Annotated in this window: 13 protein-coding genes and 2 tRNA genes; 9 read left to right on the forward strand and 6 right to left on the reverse strand. The window is 72.4% G+C overall.

Translation table 11 applies throughout. From position 1 onward, the window contains the following. Positions 1–94 precede the first annotated feature (94 nt). Both ACIP9H_RS06065 and ACIP9H_RS06070 read left to right on the forward strand, forming a co-directional pair. Positions 95–2,509 carry a ThuA domain-containing protein gene (locus tag ACIP9H_RS06065; RefSeq protein WP_401582380.1) on the forward strand — a complete coding sequence of 805 codons (2,415 nt, stop codon included), beginning with the start codon at positions 95–97 and terminating at the stop codon, positions 2,507–2,509. 53 nt (positions 2,510–2,562) lie between these two features. Continuing rightward, positions 2,563–4,722, forward strand: a complete 2,160-nt coding sequence (locus ACIP9H_RS06070) for an OmpL47-type beta-barrel domain-containing protein (RefSeq protein ID WP_401582381.1) — start codon at positions 2,563–2,565, stop codon at positions 4,720–4,722. A 74-nt stretch (positions 4,723–4,796) separates the two neighbouring features. Here ACIP9H_RS06070 and ACIP9H_RS06075 read toward each other — a convergent pair whose 3' ends face one another. The 3 genes from ACIP9H_RS06075 to ACIP9H_RS06085 form a co-directional block, all read right to left on the reverse strand. Continuing rightward, the gene (locus tag ACIP9H_RS06075; protein ID WP_401581570.1) at positions 4,797–5,438 is read right to left on the reverse strand and encodes a TetR/AcrR family transcriptional regulator C-terminal domain-containing protein; all 642 of its coding nucleotides are present in this window, start codon (positions 5,436–5,438) and stop codon (positions 4,797–4,799) included. A gap of 131 nt (positions 5,439–5,569) precedes the next feature. Continuing rightward, a complete protein-coding gene (locus tag ACIP9H_RS06080; protein ID WP_401581572.1) occupies positions 5,570–5,947 on the reverse strand; it encodes a nuclear transport factor 2 family protein in 378 nt (125 codons plus the stop codon). A 32-nt stretch (positions 5,948–5,979) separates the two neighbouring features. Then, positions 5,980–7,527 carry an MFS transporter gene (locus ACIP9H_RS06085; protein WP_401581574.1) on the reverse strand — a complete coding sequence of 516 codons (1,548 nt, stop codon included), beginning with the start codon at positions 7,525–7,527 and terminating at the stop codon, positions 5,980–5,982. A 206-nt stretch (positions 7,528–7,733) separates the two neighbouring features. Between ACIP9H_RS06085 and ribB the strand changes: the two genes are divergently transcribed. The 4 genes from ribB to ACIP9H_RS06105 all read left to right on the forward strand — a co-directional run bounded on the left by ribB (position 7,734) and on the right by ACIP9H_RS06105 (position 9,809). After that, positions 7,734–8,390 (forward strand): 3,4-dihydroxy-2-butanone-4-phosphate synthase, encoded by a 657-nt coding sequence (ribB, locus tag ACIP9H_RS06090; protein ID WP_401581577.1) that lies wholly within the window; start codon positions 7,734–7,736, stop codon positions 8,388–8,390. A 4-nt stretch (positions 8,391–8,394) separates the two neighbouring features. Beyond that, positions 8,395–9,081, forward strand: a complete 687-nt coding sequence (locus ACIP9H_RS06095; protein WP_401581579.1) for an HAD family hydrolase — start codon at positions 8,395–8,397, stop codon at positions 9,079–9,081. A gap of 266 nt (positions 9,082–9,347) precedes the next feature. Then, positions 9,348–9,422: transfer RNA gene (locus ACIP9H_RS06100), tRNA-Met, on the forward strand. 66 nt (positions 9,423–9,488) lie between these two features. Further along, complete coding sequence (locus tag ACIP9H_RS06105) at positions 9,489–9,809, forward strand: hypothetical protein (RefSeq protein WP_401581582.1); 321 nt, start codon at positions 9,489–9,491, stop codon at positions 9,807–9,809. A gap of 13 nt (positions 9,810–9,822) precedes the next feature. Here ACIP9H_RS06105 and ACIP9H_RS06110 read toward each other — a convergent pair whose 3' ends face one another. Then, positions 9,823–12,033 carry a HelD family protein gene (locus ACIP9H_RS06110; RefSeq protein WP_401581584.1) on the reverse strand — a complete coding sequence of 737 codons (2,211 nt, stop codon included), beginning with the start codon at positions 12,031–12,033 and terminating at the stop codon, positions 9,823–9,825. Positions 12,034–12,265: 232 nt separating this feature from the next. Between ACIP9H_RS06110 and ACIP9H_RS06115 the strand changes: the two genes are divergently transcribed. Beyond that, positions 12,266–12,337, forward strand: a tRNA-Pro gene (locus ACIP9H_RS06115). A 3-nt stretch (positions 12,338–12,340) separates the two neighbouring features. Then, positions 12,341–14,626, forward strand: a complete 2,286-nt coding sequence (locus ACIP9H_RS06120; protein WP_401957772.1) for a hypothetical protein — start codon at positions 12,341–12,343, stop codon at positions 14,624–14,626. Positions 14,627–14,942: 316 nt separating this feature from the next. On the opposite strand, the gene ACIP9H_RS06125 is transcribed toward ACIP9H_RS06120, so the two are convergent. Then, positions 14,943–16,187, reverse strand: coding sequence for a hypothetical protein (locus tag ACIP9H_RS06125; protein WP_401957775.1), 1,245 nt, complete (start codon positions 16,185–16,187; stop codon positions 14,943–14,945). Between the two features lie 432 nt (positions 16,188–16,619). Next, a complete protein-coding gene (locus ACIP9H_RS06130; protein ID WP_401957778.1) occupies positions 16,620–17,483 on the reverse strand; it encodes an alpha/beta fold hydrolase in 864 nt (287 codons plus the stop codon). Between the two features lie 61 nt (positions 17,484–17,544). Here ACIP9H_RS06130 and ACIP9H_RS06135 point away from each other — a divergent pair, with 61 nt between their 5' ends. Then, on the forward strand, positions 17,545–18,048 hold the full coding sequence (locus ACIP9H_RS06135) for a MarR family winged helix-turn-helix transcriptional regulator (RefSeq protein WP_401581595.1): 504 nt from the start codon (positions 17,545–17,547) through the stop codon (positions 18,046–18,048). Positions 18,049–18,082 lie beyond the last annotated feature (34 nt).

The following is an 18,082-nucleotide window of genomic DNA, read 5'->3' on the forward strand; positions in this document are numbered from 1 at the left end:
AAGTGACCACAGAGGAGTGCGAACCATGCAGAGCGCACCACATCACCGGTCGAGATCGCGGCGCGCCGCGGCCACCGTCCTGGTGGTCGGCACCATGGCGGCGTCCCTGATCGGCGGCAACGCCGCCACGGCCAGGCCGTATCCAGAGCCGGCACCGGCATCGTTATCCCTGCCGTCCCCACCGGGCGGCAAGAACGTCAAGGTCCTGGTGTTCCACGCGTCGGCCACCGAGGAGTCGCCGACCGTCGACGCGGGCATCGAGGCCATCGAGGCGATCGGCCTGTCGGGTCCCGCCGCACAGCGGTTCAAGATCGTGGCGACCGACGACGCCTCGGTCTTCACCAGCCCGAAGCGGCTGGGGACCTTCAACGCGGTGGTCTTCCTGACCGGGGGCGGCGACGTCCTCGACCCCGAGCAGGAGGCCGGCCTGGAGTCCTACATGGAGACCGGCGGCGGCTTCCTCGGCATCCACGACGCGGCCAGGACCGAACCGTATTCGGACTGGTTCACCGGGCTGATCGGAGCCCGGCCGGCCGCCACGAGTCCGGACGGGGTCCAGCGCGCCACGGTCGAGGTCCCCGACCGGGTCCATCCCGCCACCAGGGACCTGCCGGTGGAGTGGAAGCGGCCCGACCAGTGGATCAACTGGGCGGGCAACCCGACCGGCAAGGTGCACACCGTCGCCAAGGTGCGGGAGGCGAGCTACCGGCCGGGGACCGGCGCCAACGGCGCCGACCACCCCGTCTCCTGGTGCCGCGACTACGACGGCGGCCGGTCCTTCTACACCGGCATGGGCGGCACGGTGGAGTCCTTCGCCGAGACCGACTTCCGCGACCACCTGCGCGGCGCCCTGCTGTGGACGACGCGGCTCTCGCGCGCCGACTGCAAGGCCACCATCGACGCCAACTACGCGGCGGTGCGGGTCACCCAGCCCAACCAGCCCGGCCGGCAGGACCAGATCGGCGAGCCCCACGGCATGGTCGTGGCGCCCGACGGACGGGTGCTGTACATCGGCCGGGGCGGCGGCGTGAACGGCGCGCCGGTCGTGACCGACTGGAACAGCCCCGACATGGGGAAGGGTCTCGGCCAGATCCACGTGTACGACCCGGCGACGAAGAAGGTGACGCTCGCCGGCGCGCTGACCGTCTTCGGCAACAAGGGCGGCGGCGACGAACTGACCAAGGTCGAGGAGGGGCTGCTAGGTATCGAGCTGGACCCCGCCTTCGAGAGCAACGGCTGGGTGTACCTGCACTACACCCCGCACTCCGGCCTCGACCGCGACCGCCATGTCGCCGAACGCCGGGTCTCGCGCTTCACGCTGGACCTCGCGAGCAACACGCTGGACCTCGCCTCGGAGAAGGTCCTGCTCAAGTGGCCCGTCCAGGTGCACAGCTGCTGCCACGCCGGCGGCGGGATGGCCTGGGACTCCAAGGGCAACCTCTACATCGCCACCGGCGACAACAACTCGTCCGGATTCAGCGACGGTTACTCCGGCAACAACCCGCAGCCCAACTTCAAGGGCCTGTCCTTCGCCGACGCCCGGCGCACGGCGGGCAACACCAACAACCTCAACGGCAAGATCCTGCGCATCCACCCGGAGCCGGACGGCACGTACACGCTGCCCGAGGGCAACCTCTTCACCGGCAAGGAGCAGGACGAGGGCGGCGGCAAGACCCGTGGCGAGATCTATGTCATGGGGGTGCGCAATCCCGCCCGCATCTCGGTCGACAAGAAGACCGACGTCCTCTACGCGGGCTGGGTCGGCCCGGACGCGGGCGCGCCCAGCACCACCTGGGGACCGGCGAAGTACGACACGTTCGCGGCGATCACCAAGGCGGGCAACCACGGCTGGCCCTTCTGCATGGGCAACAAGCAGCCCTACCGCGACCGCAACCTGCCGGATCCGTCCAGGCCGCTGGGCTGGTACGACTGCGACGCCCCCAAGAACGAGTCGCCGAACAACGACGGCCTGGTGAACCTCCCGCCGGTCACGGGCAACACCATCTGGTACTCCCCGCAGGGCGGCGCGCCCGACTTCCCGCGGAATGCCGCCGGCGTGCCCAGCTACAAGAACGAGGAGGCCACCTACCTGCTGCCGTGGCTCAAGGGCGGCGGTCAGGCGACCATGGACGGCCCGGTCTACCGCTACGACGCCAAGACCGCCGGCGCCGACGCGTGGCCGCGGTACTGGGACGGCAAGTGGTTCGTCGGTGACTTCTACGATGCGGACAACCCGCGGCACGCGGTGCTGACCGACCCCAAGACCGTCGGCAAGGGCGGACTTCCGGTCACGGCCGAGTCGCTGAAGAAGATCGTCCCGGTCGGGCAGGGCGGCATCCGCAACCTGATGGACTGGAAGTTCGCCCCGGACGGTTCGCTGTACGTCCTCGACTACGGGCGCGGCTTCTTCACCTCCGACTCCCAGTCCGCGCTGTGGCGTGTGACGTACAAGGGCGGCGACGCGACCCCCGCCGCCGCGGATCTGGCCAGGAAGGCGGCCGAACAGTGAGACGGCGACCTCTACGCCTGTGGACGGCCCTGCTGGGCACGCTGCTGTTGATCATGGGGCTGACCTCGACGACCGCGTACGGGCGCAGCGACGACCGTACGGCGGCGGGCGGGACCGCGGCCGCGGCCCAGGTGCTCACCTGGACGGCGAGTTCGCGCACCGACCGGTACGCGAGCTTCCCGACCACCGCGGTGGCCGGCCCCGCGACGCTCGTCTTCGAGAACAGCGCGGCCACCGGCAATGACATCGGCATGCCGCACACGCTCACCTTCGACGTGTCGGACCCCGAGTACAACCACGACGTCCCGGTCAACATCCTGGCCAACCCGAACGACGACAGCGACGGCCGGCACACCGTCGACGTGACCCTCACCCCCGGTCGCTACCGCTTCTTCTGCAGCATCCCCGGCCACGGGCAGATGCAGGGCATCCTCACGGTGACCGAGCCGGGTGACGAGGACACCACCGCGCCCACGACGGCGGCCGAGGTCGCGGGCCAGAAGAACGCCGACGGCGCCTATGTCGGTTCGGCCACGGTCACCGTGACCGCGACCGACGACGCGTCGGGCGTGCGCACGGTGGAGTACGCGATGGGCGACGACGGCCCGTGGCAGCCCTACACCACGGCGGTCGTGGTGGACCAGGTCGGCTCGCACACCGTCCGCTACCGCGCCACCGACCAGGCGGGCAACGTCGCGGCCGAGAAGTCCGTCGACTTCGGTGTCGTCGCACCGCCCACCGACGACACCACCGCTCCGGAGACCTCGGCGACCGTGAGCGGGGAGAAGGACGCGCAGGGCGACTACCTCACGATGGCGACCGTCACGGTCACCGCCTCGGACACCGGGTCGGGCGTCAACACCATCGAGTACGCGATCGGGACCGGCGGCGCCTGGCAGGCGTACACCGGCCCGGTGATGGTGCATCAGCTCGGACCGCAGACCGTCCGCTACCGGGCGACCGACAAGGCGGGGAACGCGGCGGCCGAGAAGTCGGTCTCCTTCACCGTCGTGGCGCCGCCCACGCAGGACACGACCGCGCCGGAGACCTCGGCGGCGGTGGCCGGCACCAAGAACTCCAACGGCGCGTACGTCACGAGCGCCAAGGTCACCGTCACCGCGACCGACGCGGGCTCCGGCGTCGACCGGACCGAGTACTCGCTGGACGGCGGCCCGTACCTCGCGTACACCGCTCCCGTCGTCGTCGACCGGATCGGCTACCACACGTTCTCCCACCGGGCGACGGACAAGGCGGGCAACACCTCCGCGGCCCGGCAGGAGGCCTTCACCATCGCGCAGGGCGGCGGCGTGCCGGCGCCCGACTGCCCCGAGTACGACGAGCGGCTGACCGTGATCGTGGGCACGGTGGACTCGGGGGTGCCGAACCGGCTCACCCGCAGCCGCTGCACGATCAACGAGCTGATCGAGGACGAGAAGGACTGGTCCTCGCAGGCGCTGTTCCTCAAGCACGTCGACGGCGTGCTCGACAAGCTGCTGGCCGACAACGTCGTCGACCAGCGGGAGTTCAACAAGATCACCAAGGCGGCCAAGCAGTCGAAGATCGGCAAGCCCGGGCAGACGCAGGGCTACCGCGATCTGTTCGACGGCACGGAGGCGTCCCTGGTGAAGTGGGAGCAGGTCGGCGGCGGGCGGTTCACCCTGTCCGGCGACCGCGCCATCACCAGCAGCACGACGGTGCCGGGCATGGGCATGCTGTGGTTCCCGGAGCGCACGTACGGCGACTTCTCGCTGAAGCTCCAGTTCCGCGACGACGCCCCGGGCACGGGCAACGCCAACGGCGGTGTCTTCGTGCGCTTCCCGAACGTCCACGGCCACCCGGAGGAGTCCCGCCCCGAGTGGGTCGCCATCAACTACGGGCACGAGATCCAGATCCTCGACCGTCCGGACGGCGACATGTACAAGACCGGCTCGGTCTACGGCTTCGACCGCGTGGGCCTGGGCGGTGCCGGCGTCACCGAGAAGGGCACCTGGAACGACTACGAGATCCGCGCGGAGGGCCAGCACTTCACGGTCCTGCGCAACGGCGTCGTGATCAACGAGTTCGACAACGTCGGCGGCCAGGTCTTCACCCCACCGCGCGCGGGTGACCCGGGCACCGACGGCCGGCGGTACGCCACCGGCTACATCGGCCTCCAGGTCCACAGCACGACGGACGTGATCTCCTACCGCGACATCCGCATCAAGGAGCTGTAGCCCGGAGCCCCCTCGGGGGCGGGCACCGTTGACGGACACCGCGCGGGCGGTGTCCGTCGACGGTGCGAACGGGGTCACCGGCCTTGCGCGCCGGGTGGCGTGCGTGCCGCATCGACGGCCAGGCCGTCGAGGAAGACATCCAGCCCGGTGAGGAACCGCCGGCCGGCGTCGACGGCGTACATGGAGCGCAGCGAGGTGTCCGCCTCCTCCGGCGCGTGGCCGGCCTCTGCCTGGGTCAGCAGCGCCTCGAAGGAGGACTCGGGCAGGCTGTCGCGCGCCTGCTCCTCGATCGTGTGGCCGAGCACGTAGTAGAAGAGGGCGAAGGCGAGCGTCGACGCGCGCTCGGGGGCGATGCCCGCGTCCAGCACGGTCGACGTCAGCGCCCGTCCGGCGCGGAGGGTGTGCGGCTGCGTCACGAAGGTCCCGGCGACCAGTTGGGCCCCGTCGCGGCGGGACCGCAGCGCCTCGCGCAGCGCGCCGGCGAGCGCCCTCAGGCGCTCACGCCACTCCAGGGCCGGGTCGGGGAGGTCGACGGTGGACAGGATCTCCTCCGCCATCGCGTCGAGCAGCGCCTGCTTGTCGTCGAAGTGCCAGTACAGGCCCCCGACGCGCACGCCGAGCGAGGTCGCGAGCCCGCGCATGGTGAGGGCGTCGAGACCGACCTCGTCGAGGAGTTCGAGCGCCCGGCTGAGAACTTTCGCCCGACTCAAACGCATGCCTGTTCCCTACGGATGGTGGCCGGTCGTGGAGACCGCCTCTGGTGGCCCGGGAGGACCGGTCGCCCGGTCCTGCGGACGCCAACCCTACTGATCGAGAGCCGCGGCACCGGACGCACCGGCCGGCTCCGTCACAGGGGCTCCACCAGGCCGGCGCGCCACTCCGGCGACGGATCGGAGCCCAGTTGGCTCCAGTACTCACGGCCGGCCACGATCCTGCCGTCCCGCACCGTCCAGAACGACGCCACCCGGTGCACGCCCATCGTCTCGTGCGGAACCTCCACCTCGGAGACGACCTCTTCGCCTTCGGCAACGACCCGCAGCACCCGGATCGACCACCCCTCCGGATACTCCGCGTTGATGCGCACATACCGCTCCCGCCCGACGATCCGCTCGCCGCTGACCGGCCACTCCACCACCAGGTCCTCGGCCAGCAACTCCCCCAGCCCGGTCCAGTCCCGGGCTTCCATGCGTTCCCACAGCGCGCGAACGATCTTCGAAGCATCCATGGCCTCATCCTGGCAGCCGGCACCGACAGGCGTCAGGGCATCGCCGGCGCGGGCCCGGTGGTGATCCGCTCGCGCTGGGTACGGCCGCGGGCCCCGATGAGGACCGTGGCGACGAGGGCCGCGGCCGACACCGCGGCCGCGATGAGGGAGACCTCGTGCATGGCGCCGAGGAACGAGGGCCCAGCGGCCCGGGCGACCACCGGGTTCCCCGTTGCCAGAGCCGAGGTCAGCGAGTCGGTCGCGGCCGCACGCGCACCGGCCGGGACTCCGGCGAGCCGGCCGCTCATCGCGCCCGAGAAGCGCGACCACAGGATCGACCCGAGGACCGCCACACCAAGCGCACTGCCGAGCTGGCGCAACGTGTTCAGCAGCGCGGACCCGGCACCGGCGCGCTCGGCGGGAACGGAGGAGGACGCCAGCGTCGTCCCCGGGGAGAGGACCAGGGCGAATCCCAGCTGCAGCGCGAAGGCGTCGGCCATGAACCAGGCGAGGTTCGTGTGCGCGCCGAGCCCGGCGACCCCGGCGAAGGCGACGGTCATCAGGCCGAGCCCGGCCGCCATGGTGAGCCGGGCCCCGGTCCGGCGCGTCACACGCCGGGACAGCGGGGCTCCCAGGACGAGCCCGGCCGAGAGCGGAATCAGCAGGAGCCCGGTCCGCAGTGGCGAGCAGCCCCGTTCGACCTGGAGGTAGAACGTGGTGATGTACAGGTAGCCGAAGACGACGAACGACCCGAGGGTCAGGGCCGTCGCGGCGACGGTGAACGACGTGTGCCGGAACAGGGCGACGTCGACCAGTGGCTCACGGTGACGGATCTCCATGAGGACCAGCCCCGCGAGCACGACCGCACCGGCGAGGACGGGCAGCCAGGTGCCGGCCGAGCCCCAGCCGCTCCCGCCGACGTGGACCACCCCGTAGACCAGCAGCGCGATCCCGGCGAGCGACCCGGCGACGGGCACCATGCGGAGCCTGCCGGTGCCGCTCCCCCGAATCCCGGGTATCCAGGCCACAGTGGCCAGGAGCGCGAGCAGTCCGAAGCCCGCGACCAGTTCGAGGACCGAGCCCCACCACAGCCCGGCGCTGAGCATCGCCCCGCCGAGCAGGGGGCCGAAGGAGAGGGACAGGCCGGACGCCGCGGCCCAGATCGCGATGGCCCGGGAGCGCTGCTCCGCGGGGAAGATGCGGAGGATCGCGGCGAGGCTGGTCGGCATGATCGTGGCGGCGGCGACGCCCATGAGCGCCCGCAGGACGATCACCCACGCGACCGAGTCGAGAACGCCGCAGACAGCGGTGGTCACCGTGAACGCGGCCGTCCCCAGGACCAGGAGCCGCTTGAGCCCGAACCGGTCGCCCGCGTTCCCCGCCACCAGCAGGAAACCGGCGAAGGTGAGCGTGTAGGCGTTCAGCATCCACTGCTGCCCGCTGCCGCTCGCCCCCAGAGCCGCCTGCATCTCCGGCAGCGCCACGTTCAGGATCGTGCTCCCCAGCAGTACCGCCGACACCGCGAGCGTGAGCGCGAGCAGCGCCCGCCCGGGCCGGGCGGCGATCGCCGCCGCCGTCGCCGTCGTGGTCGGGCTCGTCATGGTGACACCTCTCATCCCGTCACTTGAACACTGTTCTACTTGAACACTGCTCAAGTTACGAGGCCGAACCGCCGAGGTCAAACAGCGGGCAGGACCGGACGCCGCGACGGGGTGAAAACACGTTCGGCGTACAGAGGTCTCAAGCTTTCCTATTCGGCCACCGATACAGCCGGTAGCAAGGGGGGTTACGAGGAAGGTTGGTTCCTGTGACGTCAGCATCGACGCCGCAGTCAGTCGCACGCCTGGACTCATTGCCGGCCGCAATCAAGGACCTGCAGGCGGGCCGGCCCGTCATCGTGGTCGACGACGCGGACCGCGAGAACGAGGGCGATCTCGTCATGGCCGCGCAGTTCGCGACCCCGGAGACCATGGGGTTCTTCGTCCGGTTCACCGGCGGCCTGATCTGCGCGCCGATGGCGCCGGAGATCGCCGACGCCCTGAAACTGCCGCTGATGGTCCCGCCCGGGCCAGGCAGCGGGGCCCACACCCCGGCGTTCACGGTGTCCGTGGACGCCGCCGGTGTCGGGTCCGGGATCTCCGCCGCCGACCGGGCACTCACCGCGCGGACGCTTGCCGCGCCCACCACCCACCCCGACCAGCTGATCCGGCCCGGACACGTGTTCCCGCTGCGCGCCCGGCCCAAGGGCATCGCCGAACGGCGCGGCCACACCGAGGCCACCGTCGACCTGCTGCGCCTGGCCGGGCTGTCACCGGTCGGCATGATCAGCGAGGTGTGCGCGGACGACGGCTCGGTCGCCGCGCCGGACCGCCTCCGCACCTTCGCCGACGAGCACGGTCTGACCATCGTCTCGATCGAGCAGTTGTCGAGCCGGCTGCGGCCAGCCGGCGCCACGACGGCGTGACCGGATGCACCGCGCGACGGTCTTCGACCTGGACGACACGCTGATCGACAGCGGGGACGCGTGGGCCCGTGTCTGCGCGGCGTTCGCCGCCCGCCACGGCCACCGCTGGGGGCCGGCGGACGACATCGCCCTGCACGGCAACGGCGGGTGGCCCGCGTACGTCGCGGGCCTGTGCGGCGGGGCCGCCGGCCCCGCCGAGGTCGTCGAGACCTGCACCACCGCGATGGCCGGCGAGATCGCGGCCGGCCGGGTCCGCGCCCTGCCCGGGGCGGTCGACCTGGTCCTCGAAGCCGAACGCCACGGCCCCGTCGGACTGGCCAGCGCCAGCCCGCGCCGCTACGTCCTGGCGGACCTCGGCAAGCTGGGGCTGGCGGGACGGCTGCGTGCCGTCGTGTGCGGCGAGGAGGTGACCCGGGGCAAGCCGGCCCCGGACGCCTACCTGCTCGCCGCCGCAGACATCGGCGTCCCGGCGTCCGCCTGCCTGGCTGTCGAGGACTCCCCCAACGGCATCCGCTCGGCCGCCGCGGCCGGCATGTCCGTCCTCGCCATCCCGCGCGGCGGCGCTCCGCTCCCCGCCGCCGTCGCCCACCTGCCCGCCGCGCAGGCCCCCGACGCGGCGGCGGCCCTGCCCCTCCTGACCCGCCTCCTGACGCCCCGCCCCGGACCACTGGTCCGCGAAGCCGGCCCCTGAGCCGGCACCCGCCGCCGGTCCGGGGCCCACGCCCCGGACCGGCGCTCCCGGCGCTGCGCCTTCTGAGCCAAGTGCGGCTTCCCCGAGACCGGTGGCACGCGCGCTCACGACTACGGCGACGGCCATCCCGCCGGACAGGCCGAGTACGAACGAGCCTGCCGAACGGGGTGAACCGGCCTCAGGAGCGGGGCCGCACGGCACGTCCCGGCGCCGGTGCGGTAATTCCCTGCGGCCCCTACTTCCCTGCTGTAGGCTTGAGTTACCGACGCGGGGTGGAGCAGCTCGGTAGCTCGCTGGGCTCATAACCCAGAGGTCGCGTGGTTCAAATCCCGCCCCCGCTACGAATATTCGGCCCCCTCCGGCATCGCGCCGAAGGGGGCCGTCTCCGTACGGAACGCGAGGCATCCGTGACCCGAGAGCTGTACAACGTCCGGCTGGTGCCCGCGGAGGACGCGCCCACCCCGCTGACCGACGAGGAGGAGCAGCGGGCGCAGAACACGTTCTTCCACGAGCTCGGCAGCGTGATCGCCGATCGCGGATGGGTGCGCTTCCCCGCCTATTCGCGTGAGGAGCGGCGGCGGCTCGTCGCCGTCGCCCACCGGTTGAGCGCCCATTGGGGCCGCGAGGTCCGCGTGGAGGCCGAGGACCACTGCGCCCTCGTCCTCTTCCTGCCCGGGTACGGCCCGCAGGCACCCGCCGTCCCGCGCGCCGCGGACGGCGAAGCCTGACGGGCCGGCGAGCTCAGCGCAGTGACTCGGGCAGTTCCTCCCGGTGGAGGATGCCCAGCCGCTGCGTCGCGCGGGTCAGTGCCACATAGAGGTCACTGGTGCCGAACCGCCCCGGCTCCACGACCAGGACATGGTCGAATTCCAGGCCCTTGGCCTCACGCGGGCCCAACAGCACCACCGGATGCGTCAGATCGGGCTCCGCGCCCGCCGTCACCCCGTCGAGCGGGGCGGCGATCTCCTCGTGCAGCGCGGTCGGCGCGATCACCGCCAGGCGCCCGTGCTCGGGCGTCAGCTCCTCGACGGCCCGCGCCACTGCGCCCGCCAGGTCCGCGCCCGCGTCCCGGATCCACGGCTTCTCACCGGTGGAACGCACCGAACCGGGCGGCTCGAACGAGGGGTCCTTCGCCTGGACGACCCTCGCGGCGAGCTCCATGACCTCCGCGGGCGTACGGTAGTTGACCCCCAGCCTGACGTGCTCGAAGCGGTCACCGACGTACGGCTCCAGGATCTTCTCCCACGAGCCGACCCCGGCCTCCTCCGAGGTCTGCGCCGGGTCACCGACCAGGGTCAGCGAACGGGTCGGCGAGCGGCGCATCAGCAGCCGCCAGGCCATCGGCGAGAGCTCCTGCGCCTCGTCGACGATGATGTGCCCGAACGCCCAGGTCCGATCGGCGGCGGCACGCTCGGCCGCGCTCCGGTGATCGGCCTCCTCGTGCCGCTCGGCCATCCGCTCGGCGTCGATGATGTCGTGGGCGGCCAGGCGCTCGGACTCCTCGTCCTCGAACTCGTACGTCTCCGAGCCCCGGGACAGCTCCAGGACGCCCTGCGCGTAGGCGACCCGCTCCTGCCGCTCGGCCTCGGCCGCGGCACGGGCGGCGCTGTCGTCCGTCCCCAGCAGTTCCGCCGCCTCGTCCAGGAGCGGCACGTCGGCCGGGGTCCACTCCCCCTCGTCCGGCCCGCGCCGGACGGCCTCGGCGTCCTCCGGCGACAGGTACACCGGCTGGGCCAGGTAGCTCGCGAGGAAGTCCTCGGGCGTGAGCGCCGGCCACAGCTCCGCGACGGCGGAGCGGACCTCCGGGCTCGCGGCGACACCCTTGCCGAGCTGCGCGATGTCGTCGGCGCCGAGGAAGTTCGGGCCGCCGTAGGGGTCCGCGCCGATCCGTTCGGCGAGCTGCGCGGTGAGCGCGTCGATCACGTGGAACGCGAAGTAGGGGCGGGCGAGGTTGTGCGGCAGCCGGGTCTCGCGGGCCGCCTCCCGGGCCTGGTAGGCGATCTCCCAGTCCAGGACGAGTTCCCCGTCGTCGTGTGCGATGACCACCGGCGCGCCGGGCTCCGGCAGCTGCTGCCGGTCGCGGACGGCCAGGGCGAGGACCTCGGCCATCCCCGCCCCGCCCTTGACCGCGGCCGCGCGGGGGCTGTCGGTGCCGCGGGCGTGGACACCCGGGAAGAGCTCGGCCTGCGTGGCCAGCATGACCCCGGTCTCGCCGAGCGCGGGCAGCACTTCGCCGATGTAGCCGAGGAAGGCCGCGTTGGGGCCCACGACCAGCACCGCGCGCTTGGCAAGCAGCTCGCGGTGCTCGTACAGCAGGTAGGCCGCACGGTGCAGCGCGACCGCCGTCTTGCCCGTGCCGGGACCGCCCTCGACAACGAGGACACCGCGGTGCGGCGCACGGATGATGCGGTCCTGCTCCGCCTGGATGGTCCGCACGATGTCGCCCATGCGGCCGGTGCGGGCGGCACCGAGCGCGGCCAGCAGCACGGCGTCCCCGCTGGGGTCCTCGAATCCGCTGCGTTCCGCGTCGCGGAGATCGAGGATCTCGTCGTGCAGCTCGGTGACCGTGCGGCCCTCGGTGGTGATGTGCCTGCGCCGGCGCAGATCCATCGGGGTGTGCCCGGTGGCGAGATAGAACGGCCGGGCGACCGGCGCCCGCCAGTCGATCAGCAAAGGCGTGTGGTCGGCGTCGTCCTCACGGATTCCGATACGGCCGATATGGTGCACGGCACCGTCGCGCAGATCGATGCGGCCGAAACAGAGCGAACCGTCCACCGCGTTCAGGGCCGCCAGCAGACCCGAACGCTCCGCGACCAGCACATCCCGTTCGAGACGCGCTTGCAGACCGTTCCCCACCGGCGTCAACGCGTCCTCGACACCGTGTGCCGCGACCCCGCGCAGGGTGTCGACACGGTCGTAGACCCGGTCGATGAATTCCTGTTCCCTCTGCAATTCAGCGTCCCCGCGAGTTGACAAAACGGCTCCCTGCCCGATACGGTGTTCCAAGTGGCCCCCAGTGAGGGGCCTTTTCTGTTGATGCACAGAACTCCCCAATATACGCGACGAAATCCCCGGCCCGCAATTGCCGACCGGGGATTCACTGTTTCCGGCGGCTTCCCCGGCGGGCCCCGCGCGGGGAAATCGCTTGGTCAGGACCCGGGGCGGGCTCTACTGTCGCGTGCATCGGCGTGTAGCTCAGCAGCAGAGCACCGGGCTCGGGACCCGGAGGGCGCAGGGGCGGAACCTGCCACGTCGGCGTATGGACAACAACGCTGAGCAGCAGCCTCCCTTCGCATCGGATGGCGCGGCCTATCCGCGGAACAGGCGCGCGCAGGCCTTCCTCACCGCGCTGACCCACCACGACGCCGATACCCGGCGCCGTGCCGCGGCCCGCGTCGAGCGCTGGCGGGCGGTGATCGACGGAATGGCCGACGGGCGTCTGGCCATCGGCTCGCGCACCCCGGTGGCCGGACTGCCCGCGTGGGTGACCCCGAAGGTTCTGCGGGGCGGCTTCGCCACCCCGGACCCGAGCGCGGAAGGCCCGCTGCTGCCGTACGAGCGCGAGGCCGCGCGCTCGGCCGGTGTGCCCGCCGACCGCTCGGCACTGTTCGCGCACTGCCTCACCGAACGGGGACTGGACCGGCTCTGGGCGCTGCTCGACAGCGGCCGCTACGAGGTCGCCCTGCCCGAGGAGGCCGCCCTGCTCACGGTGGCCTGGCTGGTGCGCGCCGGCGACGTGACCGCCGCGGCCGGCCTGGTCCGCGTCCTGGAACCCTTCGCAGGACGGCTGCGCTTCACGCCGCGGCCGTCCGCCCTGCCCCCGCCGGACCCCCGCGCGGTGCACCGGTGCACGGTAGGCGACGCCGGTGGGACGCTGGCACGGCGCCGGCCCCACGCCGCCGTCGAGACCCAGCGCGAGGCGCTCACGGTCTGGCAGCCCTTCGGCGACGAACTCCTCACCCACTGGCTGGAGACCGCGGGCACCGGCAGCGTGCTGGACCACGTCCCCGACGGCACCTGGCGGGAACGCGGCGCGGACCTCCTGCGCCGTTACCGGGACCTCGCCGCCGTCCACACCCGCTGCACCAAGCACCGCGACCCGACGGAGAATCTGGGGATCCTGCTCGGCGCCCTGGAGGAGACCGTCGCCGGGCGGCCGCTGGCCCCGCGCCGGCTGGGCCTGCTCCGGCACGCGGTGGAGTCCATGGTGCGCCGTCGCGGCCTTCCCGGCTCCGAGCGCCACACGCGGCTGCGCACCCGGCAGGCGGTCCAAGCGGCCCTGCCCTCCCACCACGCCCTGGCCCAACTCGTGGCGCGCAGACTCTCCCTGCTCCCCCAGGACATCGGCGCGGCCGACACGGCACGGCTGGTCGCGGCCGTCACGGAGCACGAGGCGGACGAAACCGGCCTGCCCGCAGGCACGGCGGTCCCGCCGGCGATCCGGCGTGTCGTGGAGGCGGCGTCGAGCGCGCCCGTCGGCACACTCGTGGAGCGCGGTGTGGTGCCCTCGGCCGAGGTCCTGGCCGAACTGGTGCCGCAACTCGTCGCAGCGGCCGGCGCGCAGGCCTACCCGGACCCCGCGCTGCGCACCCTTGCCGCCGCGAACTACCGGGCGTTCCGGAACCGCCGGTCGCTGCTCCTGCACCACCTCGCCCATCAGGTGCGGATCGAGGAGCTGCCCTGGGTGCAGGCGGTGGCGGGGTACCGTGTCGCGGAGGAGGGCCGGGAGCCGGCGCACATCGTCCTGCGCGAACTGGGGGAACTTGCCGTCCAGGCGTTTCCCGGCACGCTCCTGCCCAATCCGCTGGTTCGCGAACTGAGCGTGCTGGCCCGGCAGGCCGAGTCCGGCGCGCCGTTCGTCGAGGAACTCGCCGCGGACATCTTCGAAGGCACCTTCACCCCGAAGTTCCTCGCGGCGGCGCGGGTCGCCGCCGAACTCCTCGGCGGCACCCTGTACGAGCGGTACTACGCCGTCGACTACGCGGCCGTCCGCAACCTCGCGATCACGGAGACGGGCAGGGCCATGACCCGTACCGGTGGCCAACCGGCCGCCGGTTCGCGCGCGTTCGCCGAGCTGTGCGCCTTCCGGGCCGGCCGCGCGAGCGCGGAGGGGTGGTCGGTGGCGGCGAACGGCATGGTCATCGAGCAGGCCCAGATCCTCACCACGCACAATCTGGCCACGCTGGTCGGCCGTGTCGGCATCACGCCCCGGCCCGGCTGGGACGACCTGGCCCGCCGCTGTTTCACCAGCGTGTGCCGGACCACGGCCCGGATCCACAACAACCCGCGACCGCTGCCCACGATCAAGGACGCCGCCTACGCATGGCGGCAGATGCTGTTCCACCTGTCGCTGTGCCCGCCGGCGGTGCAGGAACGCGTCATCGCGGACCTGGACGAAGAGGCGGCCCGGCAGCCCGGCCATGTCGCGGCCCGGCTCGCCCCGGCGCTCACCGGGCTGCGGCAGGTCGCCGCCGGGGGCAGCGCGGACAGCGGCACCGGACGCCGCTTCCTCGGCTGGACGACCACCGGCCACTGGATGCGGTGAGCGGGACCGGGGCATGCCCCGGTCCCCCTCCTCACAACTCCTGGCGGGCCACGGTGCGACAAGGCCACGGCAGCTCGCGAAGCGGGGGCCGGGCACGTCTCATGGCGAATGCAGCCGTTCAGCCGGCACAGCTGGAAGACGTCGCTCTCGGTGTCGAGTTCGAGCACCCCACTTGCCGAGGGGTCGACGCGCTCACTCGTGGAGCCGGACGTGAAGGGGACAACGATCCGGTCGCCACCGGGCATGGTGACCGTGAGCGCCGGAACCCCACGCGTCCGCGGCGACATCCCTGAACGCGGGTGCGCAGCCGACCGCGTCAGGTCGGCAGGTGCAGGGGGATGATGTCCAGCTTGCCTCGATGACGCAGCGTGGCGGTGTCCGCAGCCGAGAAGGTGCGCAGGACCCGCGAGGCGACCTCCACGCCGCGGGCGAGGTCGTCGCGGATCAGGATAGCGAGGTGGTGCTCCACGAGGACGTAGCTCCCCTGCTCCGGTTGCAGAGTGCTGCCGCCCAGCTCGGCTGTGCCGAGGTCCGCCTCCTGGAGAGCGGCGTTCAACTCCCCTGCGACCTGCGGGCCGAAGCGCTCCGGCCGCCCCTTGACCGGCAGCGTGAGCGACAAACGCCAGGACTGGCTGCCCGACAGCGGGCTTGGGCCGAACCACCGGGCCACAAGCTCGCCTTGGGGCAACCCGGCCAGAGTCTCCACGGCCCAGCAGGCCTCTGTCCGGTCCATGGGATCGCCGACCGCGCGCAGAAGAACCGGGTCGGCAAAGCCGGCCGCGGTGAGCGCATCGGCCAGTGCCGGCAGGTGTTCGTGTCCGTCGGCGGCAAGGCAGCGGTCGAGGGCCCCGCGCACTGCCGGCTCCACGAGCGCGGGTGCAGCGGCCATCGCGGCCGTGCGTTCACGGGCGTACGTGAGGAGTGCCGACCACGCGGCGAAGGGGAACTTCTCGGAGGACGGAGTCCGCAGGGAGTACAGCGGCAGACCGTCGGTGCTGTCCTGGTCGACCGCGTCGTACCCGTCGGCCAGGGTCGTCCACGCCAATCCCGTTCCCCTGAGATCCCGCAGGTCGAACCACTCGCGTGTCTCCTCACGCACCCTGCCGGTGCCGCCGGCCCCGGGACGCATGGACTCGAACGCGGCGTCCACCAGGGGCGTGATGGTGTCCAGGTCGTCGTTCTCGTCCAGGAAGGCGAAGCGGCACAGCAGCGCCAGCATCGGGCCGGGGTGACGTAGTTCCGCGTCGTGGAGGGCAACGGCGCGGCACAGCAGATCCAGTTCCCGCCAGGGCATCACATGCGGGTGGAAGTGGGCCTGGTCGTCCCAGCCGACGTTCGCCGGCTCCGGGAGACCGGGTGCCTCCACATCGAGGTCGACGTACTCGGCGGGGGTGACGTCGAGGACCAGCGCGAAGCCCCCGCCGGTCGGGAACCGCGTGATGTACGCCTCTTCGTCCTCGGCATCGTCGTCGCGGACGTCGGGCGCATCGTCGTCGAAGAGATACAGGGGCCAGAAGTCCGGACCGGCCATGCGGGCCGCCAGAGCGTCATCGAGAGGCATGCGGTCAGGCTAGAGCGCGGGACCGACACAGCTCCCTGCGGAAGCGCCGGAGCCTTCGCGACCGGCCGCATCCTCCCGCCTCCCGGAAGGACTGCGCGATCGACGACCGGGGGCGGCCCCGGCGTTCATCCGCGGCTCTGTCGCCGCCTGGGGCGAGGACGGCGGCACGCCCACAGCGCAACCGGCGGGGCGGAGGCGGAGACCGCGCTCGGCTGCTGCCGGCGGACCTGCTCGCCGCGATGCCCGCACGCTTTCGGCAACTGCCTCGGCAGGACGTCCCGGGCATCCGTGGCCGGCGCACGTTCGGGGCGGGACCGTCGGGCCCTTGCGCGTCCCGGCTGCGGGGACGGGCGGAGGGTCAGCCGCCGCCCGTCCCCGTCGAACCGCCCTCCCCCAAGGACCGGAACGCGAACCCGGCCGGGGACAGCCGACTCAGGCCGTGGACTCGGACGGTGACTGGTGCAGGGAGTTCACCGCGTCCGGGTCCTGCCAGAAGGTCGTGAGCAGGCTGACGAGGGCCGGTGCCGCTTCCAGCAGCGGTGCGACATGACCGGCACCGGGCAGAACGGCCCACCCGCCGCGGGGCAGCCGGGCGGCGGCGGCCGCCGCGGCGTCGGGCAGCCAGGTCGCGTCGTCGGCACCGGCGACGAACAGCGTCGGCGCGGGAACGGAGGTCAGGGTCGGGGTCAGGTCCTCACGCTCGAGGCTCGCCGACCGGATGGCACGGGCCATCCCCCGCCGCGCCGGCCCGGAGAAGGCCTCGGCGATCAGCGCGGCCGCCCCGGGATCGGCGCCCTCGCCCAGCAGGGCCGTGGTGAGCGGGCCGAGCACGGGGCCGACCGCGCCCACGGCACGGTAGATCGGCACCAGCAGGTTGATCTGCCGCCGTTCCGGGGCGGTCAGCGCGTGGACGGGCGCGCCGATGGTGGCCAGGCTGCGGACGTGCCGCGCATGGGCGGCGGCGAAGGTGATGCCGACGTGTCCGCCCCACGCGTTGCCGACCCAGTCCACCGGCTCGTCGATGCCGAGGTGCCGGAGTACGTCGAGGGCGGCGCCGGCGCAGTCCTCGAGGGTGAACAAGTCCTCGGGAGCGGCACTTCGGCCGTGGGCCGGGCCGTCGACGATCACGAGCCGGCGCGTGGCGGCCAGCGGCTCCCGGACGCGGACCCAGGTGGTCGAGTCGACGAAGAGGCTGTGCCAGAGCAGTGCCGGCGGGCCGGATCCGATCGTCTCGACGCTCAGTGGTCCGAGCCGGGTGGGTACGGACTCGACTGCACCGGGCGAAGGCCGGTCCATGGTGCCCTCCAAAAACGTTTCGGTAGCCGAAGCTTCGGTAACCGAAGTATCCTTCGGGACCATGGCCTCGTCAAGCGATCTCCCTGTCGACCGGCTCGCCGTCGGCCAGCTCCTGGTGCGACTGCTCCGGGAGTTCAGGACCGAGATGTTCGCGTCGGCCGCGGCGCGTGGCTACGGCGATCTGCGCGAGCCGCACCTGCAGATCTTCGGCAACGTCGGCATCGACGGGATCCGCCTCACCGACCTCGCCGCGCGGGCGCAGTTGAGCCTGGCGGCGGCGTCGGAACTGGTCAACGAGCTCCAGGATCTCGGCTACCTGGAACGGCGTCCCGATCCCAGCGACCGGCGGGCCAAGCTGATCTTTCCCACCGTGCGCGGCCGCCAGGCCCTGGACGACGCGGGCGGCCGGGTCGCCGAGATCGAGCAGCGCTGGTCCGCCGCGGTCGGGCCCGAGCACTTCGCGGCGGCCTGCCGTACTTTGCAGCACCTCCTCGACGCCCTCACCGGGACGCAGGACGGCCACGCGTCCGCGACGGCGCCCAAGGGGCCCGCGGCCAGGCCCTGATCACCAAGGCCGCCGACTCCGGGGCGAACGGCGC

It is taken from the genome of Streptomyces sp. NPDC088732 (assembly GCF_044751205.1).
GTDB lineage: Bacteria > Actinomycetota > Actinomycetes > Streptomycetales > Streptomycetaceae > Actinacidiphila.